The organism is Paenirhodobacter sp. YD-8, assembly GCF_056590935.1.
The window spans coordinates 3452850-3474761 of record NZ_CM152649.1; the positions used below are offsets into that span (position 1 = coordinate 3452850).

The 21912-nt window shown below is 72.7% G+C and carries 21 protein-coding genes, 1 pseudogene and 1 riboswitch; of the genes and pseudogenes, 4 read left to right on the forward strand and 18 right to left on the reverse strand.

Annotated elements, in window-relative coordinates:
* Positions 1-2: 2 nt before the first annotated feature.
* From AC0QTQ_RS16745 to AC0QTQ_RS16755, 3 genes are all read right to left on the reverse strand, one after another.
* The gene (locus AC0QTQ_RS16745) at positions 3-158 is read right to left on the reverse strand and encodes a hypothetical protein (RefSeq protein ID WP_164879988.1); all 156 of its coding nucleotides are present in this window, start codon (positions 156-158) and stop codon (positions 3-5) included.
* 107 nt (positions 159-265) lie between these two features.
* A complete protein-coding gene (gene aroQ, locus AC0QTQ_RS16750; protein ID WP_121533563.1) occupies positions 266-709 on the reverse strand; it encodes a type II 3-dehydroquinate dehydratase in 444 nt (147 codons plus the stop codon).
* A gap of 74 nt (positions 710-783) precedes the next feature.
* Complete coding sequence (locus AC0QTQ_RS16755) at positions 784-3102, reverse strand: Tex family protein (protein WP_480257505.1); 2319 nt, start codon at positions 3100-3102, stop codon at positions 784-786.
* 119 nt (positions 3103-3221) lie between these two features.
* Between AC0QTQ_RS16755 and pepT the strand changes: the two genes are divergently transcribed.
* Together pepT and AC0QTQ_RS16765 are read left to right on the forward strand one after the other, a co-directional pair.
* Complete coding sequence (pepT, locus tag AC0QTQ_RS16760) at positions 3222-4457, forward strand: peptidase T (RefSeq protein WP_480257506.1); 1236 nt, start codon at positions 3222-3224, stop codon at positions 4455-4457.
* An 11-nt stretch (positions 4458-4468) separates the two neighbouring features.
* Positions 4469-5167, forward strand: a complete 699-nt coding sequence (locus tag AC0QTQ_RS16765; protein ID WP_480257507.1) for a fumarylacetoacetate hydrolase family protein — start codon at positions 4469-4471, stop codon at positions 5165-5167.
* A gap of 2 nt (positions 5168-5169) precedes the next feature.
* Here the strand turns inward: AC0QTQ_RS16765 and AC0QTQ_RS16770 are convergent, their stop codons facing one another.
* Positions 5170-6174, reverse strand: a complete 1005-nt coding sequence (locus AC0QTQ_RS16770; protein WP_480257508.1) for a YeiH family protein — start codon at positions 6172-6174, stop codon at positions 5170-5172.
* 100 nt (positions 6175-6274) lie between these two features.
* On the opposite strand from AC0QTQ_RS16770, the pseudogene AC0QTQ_RS16775 reads away from it, so the two are divergent.
* Positions 6275-7082 (forward strand): annotated as a pseudogene (locus AC0QTQ_RS16775) (LysR substrate-binding domain-containing protein).
* Here AC0QTQ_RS16775 and cobF read toward each other — a convergent pair.
* The 7 genes from cobF to cbiE form a co-directional block, all read right to left on the reverse strand.
* Entirely contained in the window at positions 7079-7831 is a 753-nt protein-coding gene (cobF, locus tag AC0QTQ_RS16780; RefSeq protein WP_480257509.1) for a precorrin-6A synthase (deacetylating), read from the reverse strand. The pseudogene AC0QTQ_RS16775 and the gene cobF overlap by 4 nt on opposite strands.
* A gap of 45 nt (positions 7832-7876) precedes the next feature.
* Complete coding sequence (locus AC0QTQ_RS16785) at positions 7877-8542, reverse strand: energy-coupling factor ABC transporter permease (protein ID WP_480257510.1); 666 nt, start codon at positions 8540-8542, stop codon at positions 7877-7879.
* A 30-nt stretch (positions 8543-8572) separates the two neighbouring features.
* A riboswitch (cobalamin riboswitch) is annotated at positions 8573-8789 on the reverse strand.
* Between the two features lie 19 nt (positions 8790-8808).
* A complete protein-coding gene (cobA, locus tag AC0QTQ_RS16790; RefSeq protein ID WP_480257511.1) occupies positions 8809-9558 on the reverse strand; it encodes a uroporphyrinogen-III C-methyltransferase in 750 nt (249 codons plus the stop codon).
* Positions 9555-10877 carry a cobyrinic acid a,c-diamide synthase CobB gene (locus AC0QTQ_RS16795; RefSeq protein WP_480257512.1) on the reverse strand — a complete coding sequence of 441 codons (1323 nt, stop codon included), beginning with the start codon at positions 10875-10877 and terminating at the stop codon, positions 9555-9557. Before AC0QTQ_RS16795 ends, cobA begins: the two co-directional genes overlap by 4 nt.
* A 32-nt stretch (positions 10878-10909) precedes the next feature.
* Positions 10910-11692 (reverse strand): precorrin-4 C(11)-methyltransferase, encoded by a 783-nt coding sequence (cobM, locus tag AC0QTQ_RS16800; protein ID WP_480257513.1) that lies wholly within the window; start codon positions 11690-11692, stop codon positions 10910-10912.
* Positions 11689-12036 (reverse strand): cobalamin biosynthesis protein, encoded by a 348-nt coding sequence (locus tag AC0QTQ_RS16805; protein ID WP_480257514.1) that lies wholly within the window; start codon positions 12034-12036, stop codon positions 11689-11691. The genes cobM and AC0QTQ_RS16805 overlap by 4 nt, the downstream gene beginning before the upstream one ends.
* Positions 12033-13223, reverse strand: a complete 1191-nt coding sequence (gene cbiE, locus AC0QTQ_RS16810) for a precorrin-6y C5,15-methyltransferase (decarboxylating) subunit CbiE (protein WP_480257515.1) — start codon at positions 13221-13223, stop codon at positions 12033-12035. Before cbiE ends, AC0QTQ_RS16805 begins: the two co-directional genes overlap by 4 nt.
* Between cbiE and AC0QTQ_RS16815 the strand changes: the two genes are divergently transcribed.
* On the forward strand, positions 13222-13977 hold the full coding sequence (locus tag AC0QTQ_RS16815; protein WP_480257516.1) for a cobalt-precorrin-6A reductase: 756 nt from the start codon (positions 13222-13224) through the stop codon (positions 13975-13977). The two genes, cbiE and AC0QTQ_RS16815, sit on opposite strands and share 2 nt — an antisense overlap.
* Here AC0QTQ_RS16815 and cobJ read toward each other — a convergent pair.
* From cobJ to AC0QTQ_RS16850, 7 genes are read right to left on the reverse strand one after another with little or no spacing between them, the layout of a single operon-like run.
* Positions 13950-14687, reverse strand: coding sequence for a precorrin-3B C(17)-methyltransferase (cobJ, locus tag AC0QTQ_RS16820; RefSeq protein ID WP_480257517.1), 738 nt, complete (start codon positions 14685-14687; stop codon positions 13950-13952). The genes AC0QTQ_RS16815 and cobJ overlap by 28 nt on opposite strands.
* Positions 14684-15421 (reverse strand): precorrin-2 C(20)-methyltransferase, encoded by a 738-nt coding sequence (locus tag AC0QTQ_RS16825; protein WP_480257518.1) that lies wholly within the window; start codon positions 15419-15421, stop codon positions 14684-14686. The genes cobJ and AC0QTQ_RS16825 overlap by 4 nt, the downstream gene beginning before the upstream one ends.
* A 2-nt stretch (positions 15422-15423) precedes the next feature.
* On the reverse strand, positions 15424-16053 hold the full coding sequence (locus AC0QTQ_RS16830; RefSeq protein ID WP_480257519.1) for a precorrin-8X methylmutase: 630 nt from the start codon (positions 16051-16053) through the stop codon (positions 15424-15426).
* Positions 16053-17189 carry a precorrin-3B synthase gene (cobG, locus tag AC0QTQ_RS16835; RefSeq protein ID WP_480257520.1) on the reverse strand — a complete coding sequence of 379 codons (1137 nt, stop codon included), beginning with the start codon at positions 17187-17189 and terminating at the stop codon, positions 16053-16055. Before cobG ends, AC0QTQ_RS16830 begins: the two co-directional genes overlap by 1 nt.
* Positions 17186-20425, reverse strand: a complete 3240-nt coding sequence (gene cobN / locus AC0QTQ_RS16840) for a cobaltochelatase subunit CobN (protein ID WP_480257521.1) — start codon at positions 20423-20425, stop codon at positions 17186-17188. The genes cobG and cobN overlap by 4 nt, the downstream gene beginning before the upstream one ends.
* A complete protein-coding gene (cobW, locus tag AC0QTQ_RS16845; RefSeq protein WP_480257522.1) occupies positions 20425-21468 on the reverse strand; it encodes a cobalamin biosynthesis protein CobW in 1044 nt (347 codons plus the stop codon). The genes cobN and cobW overlap by 1 nt, the downstream gene beginning before the upstream one ends.
* A 2-nt stretch (positions 21469-21470) precedes the next feature.
* On the reverse strand, positions 21471-21824 hold the full coding sequence (locus AC0QTQ_RS16850) for a DUF1636 family protein (protein WP_480257523.1): 354 nt from the start codon (positions 21822-21824) through the stop codon (positions 21471-21473).
* Positions 21825-21912 lie beyond the last annotated feature (88 nt).

A 21912-nucleotide genomic window follows, 5' to 3' on the forward strand; every position in this document is an offset into this window, starting at 1 on the left:
GCTCAGGCCGAAAGGCGGCCCGGGCGGAAGGGCGAGACCGGGGCGTGATGGATGAGCTTGCGGTGGCTCTGCCGGCCAAGCGCGGATAGCCGCGCCTCGAGGATCGCGTCCCCCTCTTCCTCGCGGCAGAGACCGAAGAGTTTCAACAGGCTGCGCATCGTCGTCCTCCAGCCATCCCGGGTGTTGCGGAAGTCAGACTCGGCCGTGATTGCGGCCGAATCTTGACCCGCTGAGGAAGATCCGGTGGCTTTCGCGGCGGGCGGGCTCAGCCCCGGCCGAGCAACGTGCAGATCCGGCGCGTGGCGAGCGCATAGCCCTCGATGCCGAGCCCCGCGATCACCCCATCGGCGCGCAGCGAGACATAGGAGTGATGGCGGAAGGCCTCGCGCTTGTGCACGTTCGAGATATGCACCTCGATCACCGGCCCCTCATAGGCGTTCAGCGCGTCAAGCAGCGCGACCGAGGTATGGGTCCAGGCGGCCGGGTTGATGACGATGCCCGCCGCGGCATGACGCGCCTCGTGCACCCAGTCGATCATCTCGCCCTCGTGGTTGGTCTGGCGCAGCACCACCTTCAGCCCGCGTGCCCCCACTTCGGCGGCGCACAGCGCCTCGACATCGGCGAGCGTCTCGTGGCCATAGATCTGCGGCTCGCGCTGGCCGAGCAGGTTCAGGTTCGGCCCGTTCAGGATGAAGATCGTGTCGCTCATGCTTGCCTCCGTGGCCGTGCGCCGGCCCTGTCCCCTTCTGCGCCGGGACAGGGCCGCTTGCCAAGCCCTGCCGTTCAGCGCCGCTTCATCGCATCCAGAAGCGCCGCCCCGAAGGCCCCGGTCGCGGCGCCGGAAGGGCCCTTCGGTGCGGCGCTCATCGGTCCTTTCGGGCCCCGCCCCTTCGGCGCGCCCTGCGGCCCGCGCGCGGCGCGTTCCTCGCTGGCCGAGGCGCCGCCGTCCTTGCGCATGGTCAGCCCGATGCGCTTGCGCGCCACGTCGACCTCGGTCACCCGCACCCGCACCACGTCGCCCGCCTTCACCACCTCATGCGGGTCCTTCACGAAACGGTCGGCGAGCTGGCTGATGTGAACGAGCCCGTCCTGATGCACGCCAATGTCGACGAAGGCGCCGAAGGCCGCGACGTTGGTCACCGTGCCCTCGAGCTGCATCCCCGGCTTCAGGTCCTTGATGTCCTCGACACCGTCGGCGAAGGTCGCGGTGACGAAGCTCGGCCGCGGGTCGCGGCCGGGTTTCTCCAGCTCGCTCAGGATGTCGCGCACCGTGGGCAGGCCAAAGTTCGCATCGACGAAATCGGCCGCGTTCAGCCGCTTCAGCGCGGCGCTGTCGCCCATCAGGGCGCGGATGTCGCGGCCGCAGGCCTTCACGATCCGGCGTGCCACGTCATAGGCCTCGGGGTGCACCGCCGAGGCGTCGAGCGGCTCGTCGCCCTCGCGGATGCGCAGGAATCCCGCGCATTGCTCGAAGGCGCGCGGCCCGAGGCGGCTGACCTTCAGCAGTTCCTTGCGCGAGCGGAAGGCGCCGTTCACGTCGCGATGCGCCACGATCGCCTCGGCCAGCCCCGGCCCGAGGCCCGAGACATGGGCCAGCAGCGGCGCCGAGGCGGTGTTCAGATCGACGCCCACGGCGTTCACCGCATCCTCGACCACACCTTCGAGCGCGCGGCCCAGCTTCGACTGGTCGACATCGTGCTGATATTGCCCGACGCCGATCGACTTCGGCTCGATCTTCACCAGCTCGGCGAGCGGGTCCTGCAGCCGCCGCGCGATCGAGACCGCGCCGCGCAGGCTGACATCGAGCCCGGGGAATTCGCGCGCAGCCAGTTCCGAGGCGGAATAGACCGAGGCGCCGGCCTCGGACACCACCACCTTCACCGGCGCCTTCACGCTCGCAGGCAGCAGCTTCAGCGTGTCGGCGACCAGCCGCTCGGTCTCGCGGCTGGCGGTGCCGTTGCCGATCGCGATCAGCGCGACCCCATGCGCCGTGATCAGCCGCAGGATCGCCGCCTGCGCGCCGCGCACGTCGTTCTTCGGCTGGAACGGATAGAACGTGTCGGTGGCGACGAGCTTGCCGGTCGCGTCAACGACCGCCGCCTTGACCCCGGTGCGGATGCCCGGATCAAGACCGAGCGTCGCCTTCGAGCCCGCCGGCGCCGCCAGCAGCAGGTCCTTGAGGTTGCGCGAGAAGACGGCGATCGCCTCTTCCTGCGCCCGGCCGCGCATCTCGGCGGTCAGATCGAGCATCATCGACAGCGACAGCTTCACCCGCCAGGTCCAGCCCGCGACGCTGCGCAGCCAGACATCGCCCGGCGCCTGCGTGCGCGCATCAAGCACCGCGCCGACCATGGCGACGGCACGCTCGGCGCCGGCCTCGTCGGGCCCGATGTCGAGCGTCACCACCCCCTCGTTCGAGGCGCGCAGCAGCGCGAGCGCGCGGTGGCTCGGGATCGTCGCCCAGTCCTCGGCATGGTCGAAATAGTCCGAGAATTTCGCGCCCTTCTCCTCCTGCCCGGCGACGACCTTCGCCGTCACCTTCGCCTCGCGCGACAGGAAGGCGCGCAGCTCGCCCAGAAGGGTCGCGTTCTCGACCAGCCCCTCGGCGACGATCTCGCGCGCCCCGGTCAGCGCATCCTTCACCGTCGGCACCGCCTCGGTCAGGAAGCCCTGCGCCAGCGCCTCGGGATCGGCGCGGCGGTCGGCAAGGATGCCCTCCGCGAGCGGCGCGAGCCCGTTTTCCCGCGCGATCATCGCCTTGGTGCGGCGCTTCGGCTTGTAGGGCAGATAGATGTCCTCGAGCTCGGCCTTGGTGCCGGCGCCGGCCAGCGCGCGGGCGAGATCGTCGGTCATCTTGCCCTGCTCGGTGATGCTCGAGACGATGGCGGCGCGGCGGGCCTCCATCTCGCGCAGATAGATCAGCCGGTCCGCGAGCTTGCGCAGCTGCGTGTCATCGAGCCCGCCGGTCACTTCCTTGCGATAGCGGGCGACGAAGGGCACCGTCGCGCCACCGTCCAGAAGTTCCGTCGCGGCGCGCACCTGCTCGGGGCGGGCGTCGATTTCGGCTGCGATGGTGCGGGCGATGCGGGCGGCTGTGTCCATGCTCTCCTCCGGGGTTTGGAGCGCCTTTCTAGCCCCGCCCCCGGCCGCCGCCAAGGGCGGGTTTGGCTTGACAGCGGCGCGCCGCCGGGTCCTGATCTGGGCCGAAAAGGAGATCCGCGATGACCCAGTTCGAGCGCGATGTGGAAGAGCGGCTGGTCCGCTACGCCTCGGTCGACACGCAAAGCGACGAAGCGTCGGCGACGCAGCCGAGCACGGCGATCCAGCTCGATCTGGCCCGGATGCTGGCCGGCGAGCTGACCGCGATCGGTGCGGCCGAGGTGACGGTGACCGAGTATGGCGCGGTGCTGGCGACGGTGCCGGCGACGGCCGAAGGGCCGGTGATCGGGCTTCTGGCGCATATGGACACCGCGCCGGCCTATCACGCGACCGGGGTGAAACCGCGGGTGATCCGCGGCTATGCCGGCGGGCCGATCACCTTCCCCGACGCCCCCGATCTGGTGCTGAGCCCCGAGACCGCGCGCTATCTGGCCACGAAGATCGGCGATGACATCATCACCGCCTCGGGCCTCACGCTCCTTGGCGCCGACGACAAGGCCGGGGTGAGCGTGGTGATGACGCTCGCCGCGCATCTGCTCGCCCATCCCGAGATCGCGCATCCGAAGCTGCGCCTCGCCTTCACCCCGGACGAGGAGATCGGCCGCGGCGTCGATCCGCGCCTGCCCGCCGATCTGGGCGTCGATTTCGCCTATACGCTCGACGGCGGCGCGCTTGGCGAGGTCGAGCACGAGACCTTCTCGGCCGATGGCGCCAAGGTGAAGATCACCGGCGTCTCGACCCATACCGGCACGGCACAGGGCAAGATGGTGAACGCGCTGCATCTGGCGGCAAAGCTGATCGAGCTCTTGCCGCAGGCGACCCAGACCCCCGAGGTGACCGGCGGGCGTGACGGCTTCTGGCATGTCTATGCGCTCACCGGCACCGCGGCCGAGGTCGAGCTGAGCATCATCTTGCGCGATTTCGAGCTGGAGGGCCTCGCCGCGCGCGGCGAGCTGCTGCGCACTGCCTGCGCCGCCATCGCCGCGACCGAGCCGCGCGCGAAGGTCACCTGCGAGATCCGACCGCAATATCGCAACATGCGCTATTGGCTGGAAAAGGACATGACGCCGGTGACGCTCGCCCATGCCGCCTGCCGCGCCGAGGGGATCGAGCCCGTCGCCCGTGCCATCCGCGGCGGCACCGACGGTTCGCGCCTGACCGAGATGGGCGTGCCCTGCCCCAATGTCTTCACCGGCATGCAGGAGATCCACGGGCCGCTCGAATGGATCTCGGTGCAGGACATGGCGGCGGCGGTGCGGGTCTGCCTGCGGCTCGTGTCGCTGGCGGCACAGGCATGAAGGAGACAGACATGACCGATCTTCTGTTCGAGGCCCCGGCCCTGCCGACCCTGCCGGTGGCGGGTCAGTCGGCCCGCTATCCGGTGCGGCGCATCTTTTGCGTCGGCCGCAACTATGCCGAACACGCGAAGGAAATGGGCGCCGAGGTCGACCGCGAGTCGCCCGTCTATTTCACCAAGTCGGCCTTCGCGCTGGCGGCCTCGGGCAGCGCGCTCCCCTATCCGCCGGGCACGCAGGACCTGCACCACGAGGTCGAGCTGACCGTGGCGCTTGGCGCGCCGCTCTTCCGCGCGAGCGAGGCCGAGGCGGCGGCAGCGGTCTTCGGCTATGCCGTCGGGCTCGACATGACCCGGCGCGATCTGCAGGCGGCGGCGAAGGCGAAGCGCCATCCCTGGGACACCGGCAAGGATTTCGAGGGCTCGGCCATCATCGCCGAGATCACCCCCGCCGCCACCTTCGGTGCGGTGGCGGATCAGGCGATCGCGCTCACCGTGAACGGCGCGCCGCGGCAGGGCTCGGGCCTGGGCGAGATGATCTGGTCGGTGCCGGCGCTGCTCGCGCATCTGTCGACGCTTTACCACCTCGGGCCGGGCGATCTGGTGATGACCGGCACGCCGTCCGGCGTGGGGGCGGTCGGGCCGGGCGATGTGCTCGAGGGCACGATCGCCGGGCTGGCCCCGGTGCGGCTGACGATCACCGCGCCGGAGTAAGCTCAGGCCACCAGCTGCACCAGCGCGAAGGCGAGGCCCGAGATGAAGACCGCCGCCAGCGCGCCAAGCGCCAGCGGCCGCAGCCCGCGCGCCTTCAGCCGGCGGATGTCGGTTTCGAGCCCCATCGCCGCCAGCGCCACGGTGAGCAGGAAGGCAGTGCCCCTGGCGATCGCCGCATGCAGCGCAGGCGCGGGCGGCAGCACGGTGTTCAGCAGCACCACCGCGATGAAGCCGAAGACGAACCACGGCAGCGGCGGCCGCGCCGCGCCCTCGGCCCGCTCGCGCCGCAGCGCGCCCAGCGTCAGGATCAGGGGCGCAAGCAGCATCACCCGGCTGAGCTTGGCGATAGTGCCGAAATGCCCCGCCTCCTCGCCGCGGGCAAAGGCCGCCCCCACCACCTGCGCCACCTCGTGGATCGAGGCGCCGGTCCACAGCCCATAGGCGCGCGGGCCAAGGTCGATCGCCGCGGCCAGCATCGGCGCGCCCAGCATGGCGAGCGTGCCGAAGACGGTGACACAGGCGATGGCATAGGCGACATCCTCGTCATCGGCATTCGTCACCGTGTTCACCGCGATCACCGCCGAGGCGCCGCAGATCGAGCTGCCGGCCGCGATCAGCTCGGCCAGCGGCGCCGGGACGCCCAGAAGCCGGCCGAGCAGCTTCGTCACGGTGAAGGTCGCGACCAGCGTCACCGCAATCACCGCAAGGCCCGAGACACCGACCGAGGCCGCCTGCGTCAGCGTCAGCTGGAACCCCAGAAGCACCACCCCCGCGCGCAGCACCCGCTTGAGCGAGAAGGCGATGCCCGGTTGCAGCACGGCGATGGTGCCGAGGGTATTGCGCCAGACGACGCCCAGGATCAGCGCGAGAACAAGCGGGCTGAGCGCGGCGATGCCCAGCACCGCCTGCCCCGCCATCGCGAGCAGCGCAAGGGCAAGGCAGAGCGCAAGGCCGGGGGCGACAAGGCGCAAAGGCAGCGCCGGGCGGGGAAGAACGACAGAGGTCATGGCTGGAACTTTCGCTGGATGCCCCCTCATCGCCCGACGCATTCAACAATTCCAATTCATAATTCTGGTAAAATCGTTCGTTTCTACTTATTAATCTCGCATGACGCCCGAACAGCTCCGCATCTTCCTGGCCGTCGCCGACCGCGCCCATGTCACCCGCGCGGCCGAGGCGCTTGGCCTGACGCAATCGGCGGTCTCGGCGTCGCTGGCCACACTCGAGCGCGCCCATGACGTACAGCTTTTCGACCGGATCGGCCGGCGCATCGTGCTGACCGCCGAGGGCGCGGCCTTCGTGCCCGAGGCGCGGGCGGCACTCGACCGGCTGGAGACGGCGCGGGCGGTGCTCGATGATCTCGGCGCGCGGCCGCAGGGCGTGCTGCGGATCTGGGCGAGCCAGACGGTGGCAAGCTATTGGCTGCCGGCGCTGCTGGTGCGGTTTCGCGCCACCCATCCGCAGGTGCGGCTGCGGCTCGATGTCGGCAATACCGCGCAGGTCGCGGGGGCGGTGCGCGCCGGGGCGGCCGATCTCGGCTTTGTCGAGGGGGCGGTAAGCGAGGGCGAGCTGCGCGCCCGCGCGGTGGCGCGCGACCGGCTGGTTCTGGTGGGGCCTGCGCGAGGAGGGCTCGGGCACGCGCTCGGTCGCCCTTGCCGCGCTCGACCGGCTGGGCCTCGACCCGGCGGCGCTCGAGGTGGTGCTGGAGCTGCCCTCGAACGAGGCGGTGCTGGCCGCGGTGGCGGCGGGCGGCGGGATCTCGGCGCTGTCCGAACGCGTCGCGGAACATGCCGTGGCCTCGGGCGCGGTCACGCTTGCCCCCCTGCCCGGCGCCGAGCGGCCGTTCACCGCGCTGAGCCACCCCGAACGCCACCGGACCCGGGCGATGGCGGCGTTCCTTGAGCTTGCGGGTTAGCTGCGCCGCAGCAGGTAGATGTCCATGATCCAGCCATGTGCGGCGCGCGCGGCGGCGCGGGTGGCCAGGATCTCGGGCCCGGCCTCTGCCAGGGGGCCCGCGTGCAGAACCTCTTCGGCCATGCCGACGAAGGCGCCCCACCAGATCGTCACCCCCTCGGGCGCAAGCGTGGTGAAGGCGCAACCGCCGTCGAGCATCACCACAACCGTGTCGGCACCCTCGGGCCAGCCGTCGTCGCGCAGCCGCCGCCCGGTGGTGATCACGACCGGCGCGCCGATCTCGTTGAGCGGGATCGCATGGGCGGCGCAGAGCGCCTGCACCGCGGTGATGCCGGGAATGACGCGGGTCGTCACCGGCAGCACCCGGGCCAGCCGCGCCGCGATGCGCAGCGTCGAATCGTAAAGCGAGGGGTCGCCCCAGACCAGGAGCGCCACCCGCCCCACGGCGCCGATCTGCGCGCGGATCTCGCGCTCCCAGGCGGCGGCGATGGCGTCGTGCCAGTCGTCCACGCCTTGCCGGTAGGAGGGATTTTCCGCCTCGCGCACCGGCAAGGCGAAGTCGACGATGCGCGGGCCGGGTGTGCGCAGATGGGTTTCGCACAGCGTGCGGCGCAGCCCGGCAAGGTCCGACTTCTCGGCGCCCTTGAGCGGGATCAGCACCAGATCGGCCGCGTTCATCGCGTCGATCGCCTGCAGCGTCAGATGCCCGGGGTTGCCGGTGCCGATGCCGATGAGGGTCAGTTCGATCATGCGTGCTGTCCGCGGGCGGCAGGGTGCCCCGCCGCCCGCAGGTCCTCAGGCGTAAAGCCGCGGGGTGACGAGGGCCGAGCCGCGCAGCGCGTTCAGACGCTTCGCCACCGCCAGCACGCCAAGATCGACGAGCGGTTCGACGAGGATCACCGTCATGTAGGCCACGCCGAAGGTCGCCACCTGCGAGACCGCGCCAAAGCCCTGACCATAGAAGGCCCAGAAGCCGACCCAGGCGACGATGCCGCCCTGATAGGCGGTCGAGAGCGCGAGGGCCTGCGTATAGCGCAGCTCGACATAGGGCGTGCCGGGCGCGATCAGCCGCTTCGCCAGCATCTGCAGGCCGAAGAGCGGCACCAGCAGCGTGGTCATGTTCATCCCGTATTGCGGCAGGTCGAAGGGCGCGAAGAACAGCCCCTGGACCAGCAGGCCAAGCGCCAGCCCGATCGCCGCCGGCGCCGCGCCGAGGATCAGGAACAGCGTCGAGCCGAGGATCAGGTGGACCTCGGACACGCCCACGGGCATGTGCGGCAACACCTCGAAGAAGGTGAAGACGAGAGCGGTGGCGATCGCCGAGCGGGCGATCAGCGAAACGGCGCCCTGCGCGCGGATCGCCTCAAAGGCGGTCTTCAGCGTGTAGACGCCCGCAGTGGCAGCGGTGGCATAGCTCAGCAGCAGCTTGGCGCCGGTGACGATACCGGGTTCGATATGCATGTCGGTCTCCTTGCCGTCACACCCGACGGCGGTTGAGGTTGCCTGCTGGCCGGTCTCCTGGCTCGCGGGTCGCAGCACCTCTTCGCCTTCCCGGGGAAACCCCCAGTGGCAATGTGAAGGGCGCTCGCCGCATACAGTCGCGGGGGCGGCCGGGGCTTCGGGCGCCGCAACTGGGTCCGCCCTTCCCCGTTCCCGATGAAGCCCGGCGCTTTGCGCGTGATGGGCACCATGCAGGGGTTCAGATAAACGCCAACGGCGCGCTCAGGTCAAGCGCCGCCGGTCTCTCCGGGCGGCAGGCCGAAGGGGGCGAGCGGGCCATAGAAGATCAGCGCCGGATGGTCGGTGCGCGCGCCCGCCAGCACCTCGGCCAGCTCCGCCACGGTCGAGCGCAGGAAGCTCTGACCCTCCTGCCCCACCGCCTCGGCCAGCATCGCGGGGGTGTCGGCCGGCAGGCCCTGCGCGATCAGCCCGCGGGCGAGGTCCGGGAAGGTGCGCTTGCCCATGAAGACGACGGTGGTCACCCCGGGATCGGCGAGCGCGGCCCAGTTGAGCGTCTCGGGCAGGCCGCCGGTGACGTCGGCGCCGGTGACGAATTGCAGCCGCCGCGCGGTCAGCCGGCGCGTGAGCGGGATGCCCGCATGCGCCGCCGCGGCACAGGCCGAGGGCACGCCCGGCACGATCTCGTAAGGGATTCCGGCGGCCAGAAGCGCGCCGATCTCCTCCTCGAGCCGACCGAAGATGCCCGAATCGCCCGACTTCAGCCGCACCACGCGCTTGCCGGCCTGCGCGTGCTCGACCAGGAGCGCGTTGACGTGTTCCTGCTTCGCCGAGGGCCGGCCGGCGCGCTTGCCGACCGCGATGCGCTCGGCCCCCGGCCCCGCATGGTCCAGCACCGGCCCCGAGGCAAGATCGTCGTAAAGCACGACATCGGCGCGCTTGAGCCGGTCGACCGCCTTGAGGGTGATCAGCTCGGGATCGCCCGGGCCGGAGGAAACGAAGGAGACGAAGCCGGTCATGCGCTGGCCTTTGCGATCAGGTGGAAGAAGGTGCCGGTGACGCGCCCGCCGCCCGGGGTGAGGCGCGTCGAGCCGGTCTCGGCCACCGCCGCGCCGGTGGCGTCGGTGACGGCGGCAAGCGGCGCGTCGGGCTGGGCGAGGATCGTGGCATAATGGAACTCGTGCCCGCGCAGGCGGGTGCCGGGCGGGGCGACGGGCGTGGGCGCCGCAAGCGTGGCGAGTCGATATCCGAGATGCATCCGGCGTGTCGCGAAAGAGGTTTCGAGCCCGAGGAGCCCGGCCATAGGATAGCGCGCCCCGTCGGCCGCGACGAGCCCCGCGCCAAGCACCATGTAACCGCCGCATTCGCCATGCACCGGGCGGGTTTCGGCAAAGGCGCACAGCCCGGCGCGGAAGGTCTCGGCGGCAGCCAGCCGCGGCGCGTGCAGCTCGGGATAGCCGCCGGGCAGCCAGCAGGCATCGGCACCCGGGTCGGGCGCCTCGTCGGCCAGCGGCGAGAATGGCACGATCGTCGCCCCGGCCGCGCGCCATTCGGCCAGAAGATGCGGATAGACGAAGGAAAACGCCGCGTCGCGGGCCAGCGCGATGCGCCCGCCGGGCGGGGCAAGGCGCGGCACCGGCCCGGCGTCCATCGGCACGGACATGGCCACCGCCTGCATCCGCTCAAGATCGCAGCAGCGCGCGATCACCGTGCCCGCCTCGGCCAGCAGCGCATCGAGTTCCGAGGTCTCCTCGGCCTGCACGAGGCCCAGATGCCGCTCGGGCAGGCGGATGCCCGCGGCGCGCGGCAACACCCCCAGCACCTCGATCGCCACCGCCTCGAGCCCGCGCCGGATCAGCGCCTCGTGCCGCGCCGAGGCGACGTTGTTCAGCACCACGCCGGCAAGCCGCACATCGGAGCGGTAACGCGCAAAGCCAAGCGCCATCGCCGCAGCCGATTGCGCCGCGCCCGAGGCATCGAGCACCAGCACCACCGGCCAGCCGGTGAGCGCCGCGATATCGGCCGAGGCGCCGATCCCCGCCTCACCCGGCACCGCAACCCCGTCGAACAGGCCCATCGAGCCCTCGGCAATCACCAGCCCCGCGTCATCGGGCGCGGTCAGCGCGGCGATCTGCCCTGCCGTCATCGCCCAGCTGTCGAGGTTGACCGAGGCGCGCCCGGCGGCGGCGGCGTGAAAGGCCGGGTCGATGTAATCGGGCCCGCACTTGAACGGCCGCACCGCGACGCCACGCGCCCGCAGCGCGGCAATCAGGCCCAGCGTCAGCGTGGTCTTGCCGGTGCCCGAGGCGGGCGCGGCGATCAGCAGCCCCCCCGTCATCCGCCTTGTCATCCGCCTTGTCATCCGCCCCGTCATGCGCCCGTATCCGGGAAGCGCGGCGCCACACCGCGCGGGCGGAAGCGGCGGTCGTAATCGCCGGCGTACAGACGGCTTTCGCCGAAGTCCTCGGCGCCAAGCGAGCGGCCGACGAGGATCAGCGCGGTGCGCTCGCCCTCGCCCACCGCCGGGTCGAGCGTGCCGAGCGTGGCGCGCAGCACCCGCTCGTCGGGCCAGCTTGCCCGCCAGACCACCGCCACCGGGCAATCGGCGCCGTAATGCGGCGTCAGCTCGGCGATCACCCGCGGCAGCACATGCACCGACAGGTGGATCGCCAGCACCGCCCCGGTCGCGGCGAAATTCGCCAGCGTCTCGCCCTCGGGCATCGCCGAGGCGCGCCCCGAGGTCCGGGTCAGCACCACCGATTGCGCGACGCCGGGCAGGGTCAGCTCGGCCCCCAGCGTCGCGGCGGCGGCGGCGAAGGCCGGCACGCCCGGGGTGACGTCATAGGGAATGCCGAGCGCGCGCAGCCGGCGCAGCTGCTCGCCCATCGCAGACCAGACCGACAGATCGCCCGAATGCAGCCGCGCCACGTCCTGCCCGGCGGCATGGGCCGCGGCGATCTCGTCGATGATCGCATCAAGGTTGAGCGGCGCGGTGTTCACGATCCGCGCACCGGGCGGGCAATGGGCGAGCAGCGCCTCGGGCACCAGGCTGCCAGCATACAGGCAGACCGGCGCGGCGGCGATCAGGTCGCGCCCGCGCAGGGTGATCAGATCGGCGGCGCCGGGGCCCGCGCCGATGAAATGGACGGTCATTCGGTCTCTCCTTCGGACAGGGCAAGGGCGACGGTCACGCCGCCCGGACAGATGCGGCGCGGCACGGCAAGGCGGGCGCCGGGGCCCGCGGCGACCAGCGCCGCCGCCTCGGCCACCGATCCGGTGCCATGGGCCGCCAGAATGCGCGGCGCGCGGGTGGGGGTGGGCACGCCCGCGACCTCGACCGCACGCACCGGCAGCCCAAGCGGCACCACCGCCGCCCGCAGCGCCGCGGCCTTCGTGGGCAGCGTCGCCAGCGCATCGAGCCGGCCCAGGGGGGCCAGCGCCGCCGCGATCTCGGTCGCCGTCGCGGCCGCGCGAAAGCCCACGCCCGCGACCCTCATCGGGTCACGCTCCACTGCACCACCGGCCGCACCGGCTGCCAGCCGCGACCCCGGCCAAGCGGTGCCGCCTGCGCGATCTCGATCCGCAGCAGCGTGCCGCCGTGGCGGGCATGAAGCGCGATCAGCAGCGCCTCGGTTTCAAGCGTGACGGCATTGGCGACGATCCGGGTGGCGGGGGCAAGCGCCTCCCACAGCGCCGCGAACAGCGCCTCGGAGCCGCCACCACCGACGAAGACGGCATCGGGTGCAGGCAGGCCGGCAAGCGCCGCGGGCGCCTGGCCTTGCACCGCCTGCATCCGTCCGCCAAGGCCGAACTCCGCGATATTCGCGCGGATGTTGTCGAGCCGGTCCGGCCGCGGCTCGATCGTGCAGGCGCGACCGCCGGCCAGGCACCACTCGACCGAGACCGAGCCCGAACCGCCGCCGATGTCCCACAAGAGTGCGCCGGGTCGGGGGGCAAGAGCTGCAAGGGTCAGCGCCCGCACCGGCGACTTGGTGATCTGCCCGTCATGGGCAAAGGCCGCCTCGGGCAGGCCCGGGCTGCGCGGCAGGCCGGCCCCCGCAGGCAGCGCGGCGCCGTCGAGCGCCACGGCAACGGGGGCCGCGATCTCGTCCAGATCGAAAGCATCGGCGCGGGCGCGGCGCAGCCGCTCGGCCGGGCCGCCCAGCCGTTCGAGCACCGTCATCCCGACCGCGCCGAAACCGCCATCGGCCAGCCAGCGCGCGAGATCGGCCACCGCCGCGCCGTCACGCAGCGTGGCGATGACCCGGACGCCGCGGCACAGCACCGGGCGCAGCCGCGCGAAGGGGGCAGCGTGCAGCGCAAGGCAGGTCGTGTCCTCCAGCCGCCAGCCCATCCGGGCGGCCGCCAGCGAGCACACGCCCGCAACCGGGATTGCCCGCCACTCGCCGGGGCCGAGCGCCGCCGCCAGGACCGCCCCCGCCCCCGCCCAGAACGGATCGCCCGAGGCCAGAACCACGGTGCGCCGGCCCCGCTCGGCCAGCACCGGCGCGATGTCGAAGGGCACGGGCCAGGCCCGCCCGCGCGCCCCGGCGCCGACCAGCTCGAGGTGCCGCGGCCCGCCGAAGATCACCTCGGCCGCGGCGAGTGCGGCACGGCTTGCATCCGGCAGCCCGGCGAGGCCATCTTCGCCAAGACCGACGATCAGCAGCCAGGGCTCAGCCATGACGCGCATCCTTCTTCTGGGCGGCACCACCGAGGCGAGCCGCATGGCCGCGGCGCTGGCCGCCTCGGGCCTGCCCGCGCTTTTCTCCTATGCCGGGCGCACCGGGGCCCCGGCGCCGCAGCCGCTGCCCACCCGGATCGGCGGCTTTGGCGGGGTGGCGGGGCTGATGACCTTCCTGCGGGCCGAAAACATCGGCGCGGTGATCGACGCCACCCACCCTTTCGCCGCGCAGATGAGCCGCAACGCGATCGCCGCCTGTGCCGAGACCGGCGTGCCGCTCATTGCCCTCGAACGCGCGCCGTGGCGGGCGGAGCCGGGCGACCGCTGGACCGCCGTGCCCGACATCGCGGCCGCCGTCGCGGCGCTTCCCGAGGCGGGCGCGCGGGTGTTTCTGGCGATCGGCAAGCAGATGCTCGCCCCCTTCGCCGGAAAGCCCGGCAATCACTATCTGCTGCGCCTTGTCGACCCGCCCGAGGGGCCGCTGCCGCTGACCGATGCCGAGGCGGTGATCGCCCGCGGCCCGTTCAGCACCGAGGGCGACACCGCGTTGCTGCGCGACCACGGCATCACCCATGTCGTCGCGAAGAACGCCGGCGGCGCCGGGGCCGAGGCGAAGCTGATCGCGGCGCGCACGCTCGGCCTTGGCGTCATCGTGATCGACCGCCCCGCCCTGCCGCCGCGCGAGATCTGCGCCGAGGTCGCCGGGGTGAGTGAGTGGCTCGCCGCTCACGGCTTCACCCCGCGCGGCGTATAGACCCAGCGACCGACCCGCCGCGTCCCGGAATTGCCGACCAGCACCACGGTGCGCATGTCGGCCATCTCGGGCCGCGCCTCGGCCAGCGTCACGGTGCAGAGCGCCTCGTCGGGCGTGCTGACGGCGCGGGCGAAGGTGATGAGCCGGCCGGGCTCGCAGCCCGCGCGCAGGATCTCGAGCACGCGGGCAAAGCCCTCGGGCCGCGCCTTCGAGCGGGGGTTGTAGAAGGCCATGGCGAAATCGCCCGCGATCGCAGCACGCAGCCGACGCTCGATCACCGCGAAGGGCTTGAGGTTGTCGCTCAGGTTGATCGCGCAGAAGTCGTGACCAAGCGGTGCCCCCGCCCGCGCGGCGGCGGCGAGCATCGCGGTGATGCCCGGCAGGATGCGGATGTCGGCGCCTGCATGCTCCGGCGCGGCCTCGAGCGCCTCGAAGAGCGCCGAGGCCATGGCGAAGACCCCGGGATCGCCCGAGGAGACGATCACCACCCGCCGCCCCTCGGCCGCAAGGGTCAGCGCAAGGGCTGCGCGGTCGAGCTCGACCCGGTTGTCGGAGGGGTGGAGCGTCAGCCCCGCCCGCGGCGCGATGCGCGCGACATAGGGGATATAGCCCACGACATCGGTCGCCTCGGCCAGCGCCGCGCTGACCTCGGGCGTCACCAGCGCCTCGGCCCCCGGCCCGAGCCCCGCAACCGCGATCCAGCCGCTCATGCCGCCTCCTCCGCCGCCGGTCGCCGCCCCTGACCATGCACCAGCACGATCGCGAAATAGGGGCAGTCGGCATCGTCGACCTCGCTCAGCCGGGCGATGCGCTCGCCGGGCATGGTGCCGCGTTCGACAAGCCAGGCCGCCTCGAGCCGCCCGGCCTGCGCCAGCGCGCGCCGCACCCGCGGCAGGTTGCGCCCGGTCTTCATGATGACCAGCGCATCGGCACGCGCCATGTGCTCCGCGAGCTCGTCCTCGGGGAGGGTGCCCATCAGCACGGTCAGCACGTCGTCGCCCCAGGTGAAGGGCTCGGCCGTCGCGTTCCAGCAGCCGGTCATGCCGGTGATGCCGGGGATCACCTCGATCTCGACCTTGCCGCGCAACCGCACGTAAAGGTGCATGAACGAGCCATAGAAGAACGGATCCCCCTCGCAGGGGATGACAACATCGCCCGCCTGCGCGAGCGTCACCAGCCGCGCCGCCCAATCGTCGTAGAAAGCCGCCAGAAGCGCGTTATAGGCGGGGCTGTCGAAGGGGATCTCGGTCGTCACCGGATATTCCATCGGATGCTCGGCGACGCCCGCGGGCAGCAGCCCCTCGACGATGCGCCGCGCCTGCCCCTGCCGGCCCTTCTTGCGGAAATAGGCGACCTGGCGGGCCGTGCGCAATGCCCGGTCGGCCCGCACCGAGATCAGATCGGGGTCACCGGGGCCGAGCCCGGCACAGATAATGCGTCCCATGTTCATTCCTTCCGGCTGGCGAGGGCATTCACCGCGGCGACGGTGATCGCGGAACCGCCAAGCCGCCCCTCGACGATCAGGCAGGGCACCGGCGCCGCGGCGATCAGCGCGGCCTTCGATTCCGCCGCCCCGACGAAGCCCACCGGACAGCCGATGATCGCCGCCGGCCGCGGGCAGGCAGGATCCTCGAGCATGTTCAGCAGGTGAAAGAGCGCCGTCGGCGCATTGCCGATCGCCACCACTGCGCCGCCCAGATGCGGCCGCCACAGTTCCAGCGCCGCGGCCGAGCGGGTGTTGCCCATCTCGCGCGCCAGATCCGGCACCGCCGGGTCATGCAGCGCGCAGAGCACGTCATTCGCGGCGGGCAGGCGGGCGCGGGTGATCCCCTCGCTCACCATCCGCGCATCGCACAGGATCGGCGCGCCGGCCTGAAGCGCGGCGCGCGCCGCCGCCGCCATGCCGGGGGTGAAGCGCACCGCGCGCTCCAGCCCGACCATCCCCGCGGCATGGATCATCCGCACCACGACGGGTTCCTCGTCGGGGGTGAAGCGGGCAAGGTCGGCCTCGGTGCGGATCATCGCGAAGGATTGCGCATAGATCTTCGCGCCGTCCTTTTCGTACTCATAAGGCATCAGGAAAACTCCGGCAGGGAGGGAATGTCGGCCGCACCAAGCGCACGGCGGCAAGGGGTATCCGCGGTGCGGCCGCGGGCGATCAGGTCAAAGCCCGCGGGTGTCGCGGTCAGCGTCAGCGCGGCCGGCGCCGGATGGGCGCAGCCCTTGGCACAGCCCGAGACATGCAGCACCGTCCCGGGCGGCAGCGCGGGGGCCAGCGTGCGGGCGAGCGCCCGGGTCTCGGCCAGGGCCTGCGGGCAGCCTGGCGCGCCGGTGCAGGCGTAAACGCGCAAAAGCGGCTCGGCCGGGTCGGTGATCAGGCCCGGCAGCTCGGGCAGACGCGAAAGCCCCTCGACCAGCAGCATCCGCCAGGGTGTCAGGCGCAGCGCGCCAAGGCCGGCGAGCGTTGCCAGAAGATCGGCCCGCATCTGTCCGAAGGGGAAGGCCACGAACGCCCCCGCAGGGCACAGGCCCGGCCCGGGCGGGGCGCAGGCCGGCGCCGGGGCCAGTCGCGGGGCCAGCGCGCCCTCGGGCCGCGCGCCCCGCGCGGTCAGCGCCGCCATCCGGCCGCGGCCGTCCGTCACGCCACCCGCCGCCACGAACCAGCGGGCAAGCGCGATCGCCGCGGCGGGGGCTTCGGCCGCGGTCACTGGCGCGCCCTCGGCCAGCCCCTCGGCGCGCAGGATCAGCCCGCCATCCCGGGCGCGCTCCAGCCGGATATCGGCGGGCGTGCCTTGCAGCACCGGCGCCGCGCCGGTGTCGACGGCAAAGCCGAACTTGCCGGGCAGCAAAGGCGCCTCGGAAAGCGCCCCGGCCAGCGCCGCCGCAAGCGCGTCGGTCGCGACATCGGCAAAAGGGGTGACCAGGATGTTGCGCCGGGTCTCGGCCGCGACATCGTCGTCAATGAGCCCCGCCCCGCGCAAGGCCGCGATCAGCGGCGCGTGGCTCTCCGCCGTCACCCCGCGCAGCTGCACATGCGCCCGGCCCGAGAGGTCGATGATGCCGCTGCCGAAGCGCCGCGCCGCCTCGGCCACACGCGCCGCGGCATCGGCGCTCAGCCGCCCGCCCGGCGGGCGCAGCCGCACCACCAGCCCGTCGCCAGAGGCCATCGGGCGCAGCGCGCCCGGGCACCAGCCCTGAACCGTGAAACTCATCGCAGATCCTCCAATGCCGCGGCGATCGCATTGCGCCGGCTGTGCCACAGCCCTGCCTCGGCCAGCCGCCGGAACAGGTCGCGCAGCGCGGCAAGCGCGCCCGGGTTTTCCGCCGCCATGAAATCGGTCACCTCGGGCCGGCCAAGGGTCGCCTCGAAGTAGAGATCGAAGAGATGCGCCGGCACCGCGTCTGCAAGCTGCGCGAAGGCGGCCAGGTGATCGGCCGTCGCCGCGATCTCGGCCGCGCCGCGAAAGCCGTGGCGCATCATCCCCGCCGCCCAGTCCGGGTTCGCGGCACGCGCACGCACGACCCGGGCGATCTCTTCGGTCAGGCTGCGGGCGCGAGGGCGGGCGGGATCGGTGGTGTCGAGGTGGTAAAGCGCCGGCGCCGGCGCCCCGACCCGCGCCATCGCCGCGGCGAAGCCCGCCTCGTGGCCGGCGTAATCGACGGCAAGCAGCAGGTCGCTTTCGGGCAGATCCTGCGCATGGACGAAGGCATCCGCCCCGGCAAGCCGGGTCTCGAGCGCCGCACGTTCGGGCCGCACCGCGCCATCCGCGCCGATCGCATGGGCCGAGGCCGCAAGCCAGGCCTCACCCGCCGCCGCCCGCGCTTCGGGCGTCAGTGCCGCGGTCACATCGCCCATGCCCAGCCCGTATTGCCCCGGCCGCGGCCCGAAGACGCGCGGGATGCGGGCGGTATAGGGGTTGTCCTCGGGCGCCTCCTCGCGCCCCGCGAGCGCCGCGGCGCCGGTCTCGAAAAGCTGCGCAAGGGCCGGGAAGATGTCGCGGAAAAGGCCCGAGACCCGCAAGGTCACATCGATCCGCGGCCGGCCCAGAAGCGCCGCCGCGATCACCTCGACCCCGGTCACCCGGCCCGATTGCGCGTCCCAGACCGGTTTCAGCCCGGCGAGCTGCAGCGCCATGGCGAAATCCTCGCCCGCGGTGCGCATCGTGGCCGAGCCCCAGAGATCGACGACCAGACCCCGGGGCCAGTCGCCGTGGTCCTGCAGGTGGCGGCGCAAGAGCTCCTCGGCGTGCGTCACCCCCTGCGCATGGGCGGCGGGCGTCGGCACCGCGCGCGGATCGACGGAAAACAGGTTCCGCCCGGTCGGCAGCACGTCCGAACGCCCCCGCGCCGGACTGCCCGAGGGGCCGGGCGCCACCCGCCGCCCGGCAAGCGCCGCGATCAGCCCCGCGCGCTCGGCCGCGCCACAGGCGCCCCGGCCGAAGACGTGGAGCCCGTCGCCGAAGCGGCTTTCCTTCAGGTCGCAGACGAAGCGGTCGATGCGGGTGATCGCCTCGGCGGGGCTGGCGCCCGCAGGCAGGCCAAGGTCCTCGGCGACGCCGCTTGCCGCCGCCGCGTCGCGGATCGCGTCGATCAGCCGGTCGCGCCGCGCCGGGTCGAGACCATCGGCGGTCGAATATTCGTCAAGCAGCGCCTCGAGCCCGGCCAGCCGCTCGGGCAGTGCGGCCTCGGTCAGCGGCGGCGGCAGGTGGCCAAGCGTGACCGCCCCCAGCCGGCGCTTGGCCTGCGCGGCCTCGCCCGGGTCGTTGACGATGAAGGGGTAAATGACCGGCAGCGGGCCCAACAGCGCCTCGGGCCAGCACGCCGCCGAGAGCGCCACCGCCTTGCCCGGCAGCCATTCGAGCGTGCCATGCGCCCCCATGTGCACGAGCGCCTGCAGCCCCTGCGCCCGCAGCCACAGGTAGAAGGCGACATAGCCGTGCCGCGGCACCCGGGCGAGGTCATGATAGTCGGCCTCGCGCGCCGTGACCTCGCCACGTTCGGGCTGCAGCGCCAGCAGGATCTTGCCCCGGCGCAGCGCGGCGAAGTGGAAGGCGCCATCGTGGCAGGCGGGGTCCTCCGCCGGCGCGCCCCAGGCGGCGGCCAGATCGTCGCGCAGCACTGCGGGCAAGGCGGCAAGCGCCGCCTGATATTCCGCCAGCGGCCAGCTCAACCGCTCGCGCGCCAGCGCCTCGGCCCCCGGCCCCGGTGCGATGTCATAGCCCTCGGCCGAAAGGTCATCGAGCAGCGCCCCGGTCGAGGCGAGCGCATCGAGGCCCACGGCATGGGCCATCTGCCAGCTCCGCCCCGGATAGGTCGACAGCACCACGGCCACCGCCCGCGCCGGGGCCGGGGTGGTGGCCAGCCGGTGCCAGGCCGCAACCCGCGCCACCAGCGCGGCGATCCGGTCGGGCTCGGGCGCGTGGATCAGCCGGGCGTGTTCCAGCACCGCGTCGCGCGCGGCCGGCGCCTTGAACGAGACGACCCCGGCAAAGATCCGGCCATCGACCTCGGGCAGCACGACGTGCATCGCCAGATCGGCGGGCGACAGGCCACGCTCGGCCGCGGCCCAGTCGGCGCGGGCGGCGGTCGACAGCGCGCCCTGGAAGACCGGCACATCGAGCCCGTCAAAGGGTGTGCGCCCCGCCGCGCCCTGCGCCGAAAAGGCGGTGAGGTTGACCACCGCGACCGGCGGCGCCGCGGCCAGATGCGGGGCGAGCCAGTCGGCAAAGCCCGGCGCCTTGAGCGAGGGCGCAAAGCAGGCCGTGGCCTGAAACCCCGCCGCCCGCAGGGCCTCGATCAGCGCCGCGACCGGCGCCATGTCGGCGGCCGTCAGCCAGGCGCGGTAACAGGGCACAAGCACCCGCGGCCCCTCGCCCACAGGCGCGGGGGTCACCCCCGCCTCGGGCGTCCAGAAGCCGAATTCGGGGAGCGCCGCCGGTGCATCGGGCTCGGGCGCGGGCAGGCCCGCGGCGCGGGCCAGGTGGCACAGCGCGGCGCGCGCGGCCTCGGCTCCGCCCGCATCGCACAGCGCGGCAAGGGTGGCGAGCGTCTCCGCGGGCAGGGTCGAGGCCTCGGCCAGCCGCGGATCGGGCCGGCCATCGGCGGGCAAAACGGCCAGCGCCATGCCCCGCCGCCGCGCCAGATCCTGCACCGAGGCAAGGCCATAGGGCCAATAGCCCTCGCCGCCGATCAGCCGGATCAGCACCGCCTTCGCCCCCCCGAGCGTGCGCTCGAGATAGGTATCGACCGAGACCGGGTGGCGCAGCGCGGCCAGGGGGGCAAGCCGCAAGGGCGGCAACGCCCCCGCCGCCGCATGCCAGCCCTCCGCGAAAGCACCGAGATCCGAATCCGAGAAGGACAGCACCACCAGATCCGCGGGCGATTGCCCCAGATCGGTCGGCACCTCGGTCTCCTCGAGCCCGTGGCTTTCGCGGAAGACGACATGCATCAGGCGGCGGCCTCGCTCAGCGCGGCGCGGATCGCCCCGGCGTCGACATCGGCGCGTTCGGCGATCACCACGAGGGCCGAGCGGCGCGGATCGGCGCCCCAGGGCCGGTCGAACTGCCGCCGCACCCGCGCGCCGACCGCCTGCACCAGAAGCCGCATCGGCTTGCCGGTGACCGCGACATGGCCCTTCACCCGCAGGATGTTGCGCTCGGCCGCCAGCCGCTCGATCGCGGCGACGAGACGCTCGGGATCGGCGACCTCGGGCAGATCGATCACCACCGTGTCGAAATCGTCATGCTCGTGATCGCCATGGCCGTCGTGATGCGAGGGGCGCGCGGCAAGGTCGTCCTCGGCCGCGGCGGCAAGCCCCAGCACCACGGCCGGGTCGATCGCGCCCTCGACCATCGGCAGGATCGGCAGCGGCCGCGGCGCCTCGGCCTCGATCGCGGCGCGGGCGGCGGCAAGCCCCGCCTCGCCGGCGAGATCGGCCTTCGACAACAGCACGATATCGGCGCAGGCGATCTGGTCCTCGAACACCTCGGACAGCGGCGTCTCGTGGTCAATGCTGTCATCGGCGGCGCGCTGCGCATCGACCGCGGCCAGATCCGGGGCAAAGCGCCCGGCCGCCACCGCCTCGGCATCGGCGACCGCAATCACCCCGTCGACGGTGATGCGCGAGCGGATCGCCGGCCAGTCGAAGGCCTTGAGCAGCGGCTTCGGCAGGGCAAGGCCCGAGGTCTCGATCAGGATGTGGTCGGGGCGGATAGGCTGGGCCAGAAGCGCCTCGATCGTCGGGATGAACGCGTCGGCGACGGTGCAGCAGATGCAGCCGTTCGCCAGTTCGACGATATTGTCGAGCGGACAGCTCTCGTCGGCACAGGCGCGCAGGATGTCGCCGTCGACGCCCACGGTGCCGAACTCGTTCACCAGGATCGCCAGGCGCCGGCCCTGCGGGTTCGCCATCAGATGGCGGATGAGCGTGGTCTTGCCGGCACCGAGAAAGCCGGTGATCACGGTGACGGGGATCTTGGTCAGGTCGGTCATGGTCACTCCTGCGGGGGGATGCGGGCAAGGCTTTGCTTGCGGAAGATCTCGGGGCGCGCGCGCCAGGGCACGAGCCCGTCGGCGCTGGCGACATAGAGCGCGGCGCCGGAGAGGATCTCGGCGGCGTTCTCGGGGCTCAGGCGGCCGTAGACATAGCTCCACTTGCCCGGCGCGCTCAGCGCCACGGCACAGCCCTGCGCACAGGCCGAAAGGCATTCGACGCCCCGGATGCGCAGCCCCTCGGGGCAGGAGCCCGCGGCCAGTGCGGCCAGCAGCGCGGCACCGGGGCGCGCGCCCTCGCCGGGGTCCTCGCCCGCCCTGCGGCAGGTGGTGCAGACATGAAGTGTCGCGGTCATCGCCCGTCCTTCCAGTTCGCGGAAAGGGGGCTGGCCAAGGGATCGGCGGGCACACGGGGGCGACCGGCAATCCACCCGGTCGCGGCAC